Here is an 8757-nt window from a genome sequence, read left to right as displayed (position 1 = left end):
CCGCGGGGGCGCGCGGGGGCCCCCCGCCGGGGGGGGGCGGGGGCGCCCGCCCCCCGCCGGGGCCCCCCGGCCCGGCGGGGCCCCCGCCCCCCCCGCGGGGGGGGCCCCCGGGGGGGGGGGGGCCCACAGCCGTATGAGGGGTGGGAGGGGGCTCAGCCCAGCAGCAGGGACTTGGGCTGCGCGGACAGGATGCGGTCGAGGACGAGGGAGGCGGCGCCCACCGCGGCGACGTCCTCGCCGATGGCCGTCGAGGCCACCGCCGTCGGGTGGACGCGTTTGACGAAGGGCGACTCGGCGACCATCGGTTCCACGACGGCCAGCAGCCGGTCGGCGAGCAGCGGCCACACCGGGCCGCCGAAGACGATGGTGTCGGAGTCCAGGAGGGTGGCCGCCGCGCACACCCCCCGTCCGATGCGTACCGCCCAGCGGTCGATGATGCCGCGGGCGCGCGGCTCCCCCTCGGCGGCGAGGGCGGCGAGCCGTCGCAGGCTGCGCTGCGCGTCCTGCGGATCGGTGGGCGTGAAGTCGTAGCCCAGTACGCCGAGTTCGATGGCCTCGTCGACGAGGGCGCGGGTCGAGCAGGCGGCGCCGAGCCCGCCGACCTCGCCGAGGTTGCCGGAGGAGCCGCGCAGCACCGTGTCGTCCACGACCAGGCCCATGCCGGAGCCGCTGCCGAGGTAGAAGAAGAGGAAGTCACGGCTGTCGGTGGCCGCCCCGGACCAGCGTTCGGCGACGACGGCGGCGATGACGTCCTTGTCGAGCAGCGCCGGGTAGCCGGTGGCCGCGCTGAGCCGGTCGCGCAGCGGAACGGCTCCCCAGCCGGGCAGTTCGGGCGGGTCCACGACGAGCCCGGCGGCGATGTCGACGGGCCCCGGGGCGGCGATGCCCAGGCCGAGCACCCGGTCCCGGTCCACGCCCGAGCCCTCGACCAGCTCCGTCACCGACCGCGCCATCCCGGCCATGACCCGTTCGGTGTCGACGCCGCGCGGGGTGGGCTCGCTGCGGCGGGCGGTGACGGTGCCGAGCAGGTCGAGCAGGACGTAGGTGATGACGGCCGGATCGAGGTGCACGCCGACGGCGTACCGCGCGCCGGGCACGACCTGGAGCAGGGTGCGGGGCTTTCCGCTGCCCATGCTGCGTTTGCCGGACTCCCGGGCGACGCCCTGGTCGATGAGGCGGCGGGTGATGTTGGAGACGGTCTGCGCGGACAGGCCGGTCGCGCGGGCGAGTTCGACCCGGCTGAGCCCCTCCGCGTGCCGGCGGATCGCGTCCAGGACGACGGACTCGTTGAAGTCCCCCATACGCGGGAGGTTGGTGCCCCGCCGGATCGACACCTTCGTGGCGTCGGCGCTCGTGCTCGTCACAGTCCGTCTCCTGGCCCCGGCAGGGGCGGGCGGCCAGTCGCCGACGCCCACGGGGATGCCTCGAATCGATGAGATGTTACCGGCTTGTCCGGAAGCGGGCCGCCCGGCGAGGGCACGGCCCGCCCTCGCCCCCGTACCTCCGCCCCGGGCCCACCCGGCGGCCGGCTCAGCCCAGTTGCTCGATCAGCACGAGCGACCAGGGGCTGAGCACGCGGTCCAGGCGCAGCACCCCGTCCGCGTCCGCCCGTACGGTGGAGACCTCGGTGGCGCGGGCGAGCCGGTCCAGGTGGGCGAGCTGCTCGCGGGTGGGGGCCGCCGGGGAGCCGAGGGCGCGCCAGGCGGCGAGGACGTCGCCGTGCCCGGAGTCGAGCACCTCGACGCGGAAGGGGGCGCCGGGCGCGAGCGCTTCGAGCCGCAGCCGCAGAGGGCGCGGGTGCCCCTTGCCCTGGGTGGCCTCGGCGGTCTCGCGGCCGTCGAAGGAGGCGGGTACCGACTTGGTCTCCTCGGCCGGGTAGTGGTGGACGAGCGCGGTGACCCGGCCGTTCGCGGAGTGCCGGCTGACGACGTGGTCCTCGCCGCGTCCGAGCAGTTCGTCGCCGAGGGCGTGCAGCATGCGGTAGGCGTGGAAGGTGGGCTTGGGTATGCCGGGCAGCGTGATCATGCCGAAGCCGCCGTGGAACAGCTCCTCGCCCGCCCCGCCCTCCTCGAAGACGTCGGTGAACGTCCAGTACGCGAGGGAGTCGACGGTTCCCAGGGAGTGCAGGACGGAGCGGGCGACGTAGGTCGCGGCGGGCAGGGTGTCGTGCGTGTGGTCGCGCGGCGAGGAGGACGAGGACCACTCGGTGAGGTGGATCTCGGCTCGCGGGTAGGGGCTCTTCGCGATCAGCTCGCGCAGCAGCGCGAGGTCGGTGGGGGTGGCGTCCTTGCCCCGGGTGAGCTTCTCGCCCTGCCCGTGCTCGTCCAGCGCCCAGTCGGTGGGGTACGGGTGGGTGGAGACGAAGTCGACGGGGAGCCCGCGTTCGGCGCAGAAGGCGAGGAAGGCGTCCATCCACACGGGCCGCCAGTCGAGTTCGTCGATGTCCTCGCGGCCCGCCACGATCCGGGCGTCGACGTCCTCCCCCTCACCGCCGAAGCGTTCGTCGGGCACGAAGTTGGAGGTCGCGGGGCCGCCGACGCGCAGGTGCGGGTCCACGCCCTTCACGGCGCGCGCGGTCGCCTCGTACAGCGCGAAGTACTCGGAGCGGGTCCCGTGGAAGAAGCCCCACAGGTTGGCCTCGTTCCACACCTCGAAGTACCAGGAGCGGACCTCTTCGAGTCCGTAACGGCCGATCCAGTGACGGGTGATGCTCTCGATGAGCGCCGACCACTTGCCGAGGTCGGTGGGCGGGGCGCCGTGCGCGCCCCACCAGAAGACGGTCTCCGTCTCCCGGGCCAGGGCGCGCGGGCTGAAGCCGAACTCGACGAACGGGCGGACACCGAGGCCGATCAGGAAGTCGAAGAGGGCGTCGACGTACTGGAAGTTGTGGACGGGGCTGCCGTCCTCGCGCTCGGTGTAGACGAACATGTCGTCGTGGAAGAGGCCGTGGAAGCGGACGTACTCGAAGCCGCAGGCCGCGTGGGCCTCGGTGAGCTGCCGCTGCCAGTCGGCGCGCAGCCCCTCGTTGGCCCGGCCCGCGCCCACGACGCGGCTCCAGAAGTGCGTCAGGGGGCTCGCGGGTCCGTCCGCGCGGGCCCGCACGGAGAGGTCGTCCCCGCCGGTGCCCGGCGCCGGGGCCGCCGGTCCTCCCGCGGTCGCCTCCGCCGGCCGGCCCGCCCTCGCGCCCACTGCCTCGCTCGCCATGTGGCCGTCTTCCTTCCGTCGGCTGGTCCGTGTCCTGCGGTACTTGTACGGCGTCATTAAATCAAAATGATGTATGTATGGCGAGGGTGGCCTCCCGGGCGGACGCCCGGGGCCGGGGGGCGCGGAGGCCGCGGCCGGTGCGCCGCGCACGCGGGCCGGTGACGGTGGCTCGCGGCACAATGGACGCATGCCGATACCGAGCCGTGCCGAACTGGTCGACCACCTGATCGAGACCCGTATCTCGGGTGAGGTGGCGACGCCGCGTGAGAACAACCTGGCGCACTACCGCCACCTGGCCAACGGGGACCGCAACTGGTGGCTGGGCCTGGAGCTGGGCGACCGCTGGAGCGACGAGCAGGACGTCCTCGCCGTGATGGCCGAGCGCTGCGGGGTGATCGACGACCCGGAGTTCCGCCAGGGGCAGGACACGATCGACCCCGAGCTGACGGTGGCGGGCCTGGACCGCATGGCCGGGCGCCTGCGGAAGGCGGCCGAGGGCGGGGAGCGGGTCCTGTTCGCGACCGGTCACCCCGGCGCCCTGCTCGACCTGCACCGCCGTACGGCGCAGGCGATGCGCGAGGCGGGCTGCGAGGTGGTCCGCATCCCGGGCGGACTGCACGCCGACGAGGGCTGTGTCGTGCAGTTCGCCGACGTCGCCGTGTTCGAGCGCGGCGCCTCCCTGTGGCACACCCACTCCCCCGAGCCGATGAGCGCGATCCTGGACGGTCTCGACCGGGCGGGCCGTCCGCAGCCGGACCTCGTCGTCGCCGACCACGGCTGGGCGGGCCGCGCCGGGCAGCGGGGCCTGGACTCGATCGGCTACGCGGACTGCAACGACCCGGCCCTGTTCCTCGGCGAGTTGGAGGGCACGATGCAGGTGACGGTGCCGCTGGACGACCACGTGACCGATCCGCGTTTCTACGAACCGATGACCGCCTACCTGCTGCACGCGGCGGGGCTGCCGGGGGCCGACCGGGCGTACTGAGCGCCGGGCGGCCGACTGAGGACGGGGAGGGCACACGCGTGGCGGGACGGGGGGCGGCGGGGCCGTCGCGGCAGGAGCTGATCCGGCGCGGCAGGCAGTCCGGTTTCGTGGGCCGCCGCGAGCAGATCGCCGGGTTCCGCGCCGCCCTGGAGCAGCCGAGGGAGGCCGCCGAGCAGTTCCTCTTCCACGTCCGGGGCCCGGCGGGCGTCGGGAAGTCCACCCTGGTGCGGCAGTTGGAGGCGGCGGCCACGGCGGCGGGCGCCGTGACGGTGTACGCGGACGAGTCGGTGACCGACGCCCTGGAGCTGATGGAGACCGTCGCGGCCGCTCTGGCCCGGTCGGGGCCGGCGCTGAGGACCTTCGAGCGGCGCCTCGCGGAGTACCGGCGGCTGCGCCACGAGGCGGCGGCGGGCCTGGTGCGCTCGGCGGCGGAACCGGAGGACGGCGGGGCCGGGGCCCAGGCCGGTCCTGCGCCCTCCGCGCTCGCGCTGACCGGGGCCCGGCTGGGCCTGGTGGGCCTCGGCCTGGTCCCCGGGGCCGGGGCCTTCGCGGGCGCGCTGGACCCGGCGCAGCTCGCGGCCGGGGCGGACCGGGTACGGGCGCTGCTCAGCGCGCGCCAGCGCGGCCACGAGGACCTGAGCCTGGTCCTGGAGCCGCTGGCCGCCCTCACCCCGGTGTTCCTTGAGGATCTCGCCGAGGCGGCCCGCGAACGCCCGTGGCTGGTCTGGTTCCTCGACACCTACGAGCGCACCGGCCCGGCCCTGGACGCCTGGCTGCGGGACGTGCTGATCACCGGCAGGTACGGCGAGCTGCCGGGCAACGTCCTGGCCGTCCTCGCCGGGCAGTCGCCCCTGGCCCCCGGCTGCTGGGGCGACTACCAGGACCTCGTGACGGACTGGCCGCTGGAGGTCTTCACGGACCGCGAGGCGCGCGATCTGCTGACCGCGCGGGGGGTCGTCGACGAGCGGGTCGTGCGGATGATCCTCGATCTCTCCGGCCGGCTGCCGGTCCTCGTCACGACGCTGGCGCAGAACCGGCCGACGGACGTCGCGGAGCTGGGCGACCCGAGCGGTACGGCCGTCGAACGGTTCCTCAGGTGGGTGCCGGGCCCGGCGCACCGCGAGGCGGTGCTGACCTGCGCGCTGGCGCGCGAGCTGGACGAGGACGTGTACCGCGCGGCGGCGGGCGAGGAGGCGGCCGGCCCGTACGCGTGGCTGCGCGCCCAGCCCTTCGTCACGGACCGCTCGGGGCGCTGCCGCTACCACGAGGTGGTGCGCGCGCCGATGCTGCGGCTGCGCCGCAGGCAGTCCCCGGCCCGCTGGCGCGCCGACCACGAGCGGCTCGCGGCGGCCTTCCGCGCCCGGCGCGAGGCCCTGGGCTCCGGCTGGCGCGACGAGCGGTGGCGCGAGCACCGGCTGGAGGAGACGTACCACCTGCTGTGCGCCGATCCGCGCGGGGCCCGGCTCGCGGCCGTGCGGGAGGTCCTGACGGCGTACGACGAGGCGCCGCGCGGCGCCTCCCTGCACTGGGCGCGCACTCTCGCCCAGGCGGGCCGGGACGCCGGGGACGCGGCGCTGGCCCGCACCGGGGCGGAGCTGCTCGCGGCGTACGAGGAGTCGGAGACGGGCGCGCTGAGCTGGCTGCTCGCGCACGGCGCCCTCGACACGGCGGGGCGGGCGCTCGCGCTGTCCCTGCGCGGCCGGGAGTACCGCGACCTGGAGCGCTTCGCGGAGGCGCTGGCCGACTACGACGAGGCGACCGTCCTCGACCCGGGGCTGGACTGGGCGTGGTCGGGGCGCGGCCGGACCTACCTGGCCATGGACCGCTACGAGGAGGCGCTCGCGGACTTCGACCGGGCGCTGGAGCTGTCCCCGGACATCCCGGTGATCGTGGGCAACCGGGGTGAGGCGCTGCGGCTGCTGGGCCGCGCGGAGGAGGCGGCGCGGGCGCTGACCCGCGCCCTCGCGCTGGACCCGGGCTTCGCGTGGGCCTGGGCCGGGAAGGGCGCGGCGCTGCGGCTGCTGGGCCGGTACGAGGAGGCGGTGCCCTGCCTGGACCGGGCGGTCGCCCTGCGTCCCGAGTACGCGTGGGCGTACCAGCAGCGGGGGCTGGTGCACCGGCTCCTTGAGCACTTCGAACAGGCCCTGGAGGACCACGACCGGGCGGTGGGGCTGAGCCCGGAGAACGCCCGGTTCCACGTCCAGCGGGGCATCACCCTGCGCTTCCTGGGCCGGCAGGAGGAGGCGTTCGCGGAGTTCGACCGGGGTGTGGGGCTACGGCCCCAGGACGGCTGGGGGCTCGCGCAGCGCGGCGAGGCGTACTGGCGGTCGGGGGACACCGATCGCGCCCTCGCGGACCTGCGGCGGGCGGTGGAGCTGGACGGGGGGTACCTGTGGGCGCGCGTCACCCTCTCCGACGTACTCCTCGCCTCCGGGAGGGCGGACGAGGCCCTGGCGGAGCTGGACGGGGCGCTCGCCGTGTCCTCCGGCACGCCCTGGGTCCTCACCCGGCGCGCCCTCCTGCACCGGGCGGCGGGCAGGCCCGAGGAGGCGCTGGCGGACCTCGGCCGGGCGCTGGACCTGGACGGGGAGAACGACCTGGCCCTGACGGTGCGCTCCTCGCTCCTCGTGGACCTCGGGCGTCTCCCCGAGGCGCTCGCGGACCTCGACCGCACGCTGCGGGTACGGCCGCGCTCGGTGCCGGACCTCATGTTCCGGGGCCGGCTGCTGCGCGTCCTGGACCGGCCCGGGGCCGCCCTCGCGGACTTCGGGCGGGTCCTCGCCCTCGAACCGGGACACACCGAGGCGCTGACGGCGCGGGCGGGCGTTCACCGGCTGGTGGGGCGGCACCGCGAGGCGGTCGCGGACCTGACCCGGGTGCTGGGGCACCCGTCGGCGGAGGACCCCGGGGTGCTCGTGTCCCGCGCCGAGTCCCTGCGCCGCCTGGGGCGGTACGAGGAGGCGCTGCGCGATCTGGGGCGGGCGCTGCGCCTGGCGCCCGACTCCGCGACGGGACTGCTGTGCCGGGGTCTGGTCCGGCTGGCGCGTAATGAGCAAGCCGCCGCCGTGGCGGACTTCGCCGAGGCGGCCCGTCTCGCGCCGCTGAACGGCTGGCACGCCTACTGCCTGGCGCTGGCCCTGCGGCGCTCCGCCCCACGCGAGTCCGCCGGGCGCCTGGCGCACGCCGTCGGGCGCTTCACCGTGGACGCCGCCGCTGCGGGGCCCACCGGGCTGATCGGCTCGGGCAACCTCGTCCTCGCGTCCTGCGTGAGCGGCCGTCAGGAGGAGGCGAGGGAGCGCCTGACCGGTTTCCTCGCGCTCGCGCCGCCCGCCCACCGCCTCGCGGAACTGGTCCACGACCTCACCGAACTGACCAGCCTCTTCGGCTTCCCGGCGGGCCCGCTCCTGCCCCACCGGGCCCGGCTGGCGCAGGCCGTGGAGGCGGCCGCTACGCGTCCTGCCACGGACTGAGCCCCGCCCGCCTGCGCTGTCCGCCGCCCGGGGTCGGGTCGAGGTAGACGCGGCGGATCTGCGGGAACCGCTCCCGCAGCCGGTTCTCGGCGTTCTCGCAGGCCCACTCGATCTGCGCGGCCGTCGAGGCGTCCCGGAAGTCGACCTTCGCGGCGACCAGGGCCTCCTCGGGGCCCTGCACGAGGGTGACGAGTTCGAGCACGGCCTCGACGTGGACGGTGGCGAGCAGTTCCTCGCGTACGGCCTGCCGCACCCGTGACGGCAGCGGGCGCCCCACGAGGAGTTCGGCGTTGGAGCGGCCGAGGACCCAGGCGACGTACACGAGCAGCAGGCCGATGAGGATCGAGGCGATCCCGTCGTAGGTGCCGTCCTTCGCGAGGTGGGAGGCGGTCAGCCCGGCGGCGGCCAGGACGAGTCCGGCGAGGGCGGCGGAGTCCTCCAGGACGACGGCCTTGACCGTCGTGTCGGCCGTCCAGCGCAGGTGGCGGCGGAACGGGACGCTGATGGCGCGGGCCTCGCCCGCCATCTGCCGCATCCCGGTGCGCAGGGAGTAGCCCTCCAGGAGGAAGGCGAGGGCCAGCACGACGTACGAGACGACCGGGCTGCCGAGCTGCTCGCCGTGGGTCAGCGTGTGGACCCCGTCGTAGACCGAGAAGACGGCACCCCCGACGAAGGTCGCCACCGAGGCGAGCAGCGCCCAGATGTAGCGCTCGTGGCCGTAGCCGAGCGGGTGTTCCTCGTCGGCGGGTCTGGCGCTGCGTCTGAGGGCGAGCAGCAGCAGGAGTTCGGTGACGGTGTCGGCGACCGAGTGGGCCGCCTCGGAGAGCATCGCGGAGGACCCGCTGATGAGCCCCGCGACGAGTTTGGCGGCGGCGATCCCGAGGTTGGCCCCGGCCGCGACGAGCACGGTGAAGGTGCTCTCACCGGTGCCGCCGGTTCCGGAGGTGCCGCCGGTCCCGGAGGTGCCGCCGGGCGGTGCGGAGCCGGGTCCGTCGGGGCCCTTTCCCGGTTCCGGACGCGTACCCTCGCCGGCCGTTCCGTTTCCCTTGCTGCCCATACTGGCGCAGTATGCCGAGCGGCCGGGGTCACGGGAGGGCG

5 protein-coding genes are annotated in these 8757 nt (G+C 75.5%); 2 read left to right on the top strand and 3 right to left on the bottom strand.

Features of this window, described 5'->3' with window-relative positions; genetic code table 11:
* Positions 1 to 152: 152 nt before the first annotated feature.
* Together ACFYMP_RS26495 and ACFYMP_RS26490 are read right to left on the bottom strand one after the other, a co-directional pair.
* A complete protein-coding gene (locus tag ACFYMP_RS26495; RefSeq protein WP_388862189.1) occupies positions 153 to 1301 on the bottom strand; it encodes an ROK family transcriptional regulator in 1149 nt (382 codons plus the stop codon).
* A gap of 229 nt (positions 1302 to 1530) precedes the next feature.
* On the bottom strand, positions 1531 to 3204 hold the full coding sequence (locus ACFYMP_RS26490) for a beta-xylosidase (protein ID WP_388862179.1): 1674 nt from the start codon (positions 3202 to 3204) through the stop codon (positions 1531 to 1533).
* Positions 3205 to 3391: 187 nt separating this feature from the next.
* Here ACFYMP_RS26490 and ACFYMP_RS26485 point away from each other — a divergent pair, with 187 nt between their 5' ends.
* Together ACFYMP_RS26485 and ACFYMP_RS26480 are read left to right on the top strand one after the other, a co-directional pair.
* Positions 3392 to 4189, top strand: coding sequence for a phosphatase (locus tag ACFYMP_RS26485; RefSeq protein WP_388862177.1), 798 nt, complete (start codon positions 3392 to 3394; stop codon positions 4187 to 4189).
* Between the two features lie 38 nt (positions 4190 to 4227).
* A complete protein-coding gene (locus ACFYMP_RS26480) occupies positions 4228 to 7659 on the top strand; it encodes a tetratricopeptide repeat protein (protein WP_388862175.1) in 3432 nt (1143 codons plus the stop codon).
* Here the strand turns inward: ACFYMP_RS26480 and ACFYMP_RS26475 are convergent.
* Positions 7637 to 8716 (bottom strand): cation diffusion facilitator family transporter, encoded by a 1080-nt coding sequence (locus ACFYMP_RS26475; protein ID WP_388862173.1) that lies wholly within the window; start codon positions 8714 to 8716, stop codon positions 7637 to 7639. The genes ACFYMP_RS26480 and ACFYMP_RS26475 overlap by 23 nt on opposite strands.
* Positions 8717 to 8757 lie beyond the last annotated feature (41 nt).

The sequence above is a fragment of the Streptomyces sp. NPDC007088 genome (assembly GCF_042869355.1).
Classification (GTDB): domain Bacteria; phylum Actinomycetota; class Actinomycetes; order Streptomycetales; family Streptomycetaceae; genus Streptomyces.
The sequence above is the reverse complement of the archived record's forward strand: the minus strand, read 5'-3'. Positions and strand labels throughout refer to the sequence as shown.

What these genes read in the sequence shown, in the direction of transcription:
- ACFYMP_RS26495 (WP_388862189.1), bottom strand. Translation starts at nt 1,301, where the DNA reads ATGGGGGACTTCAACGAGTCCGTCGTCCTGGACGCGATCCGCCGGCAC.
- ACFYMP_RS26490 (WP_388862179.1), bottom strand. Translation starts at nt 3,204, where the DNA reads ATGGCGAGCGAGGCAGTGGGCGCGAGGGCGGGCCGGCCGGCGGAGGCG.
- ACFYMP_RS26485 (WP_388862177.1), top strand. Translation starts at nt 3,392, where the DNA reads ATGCCGATACCGAGCCGTGCCGAACTGGTCGACCACCTGATCGAGACC.
- ACFYMP_RS26475 (WP_388862173.1), bottom strand. Translation starts at nt 8,716, where the DNA reads ATGGGCAGCAAGGGAAACGGAACGGCCGGCGAGGGTACGCGTCCGGAA.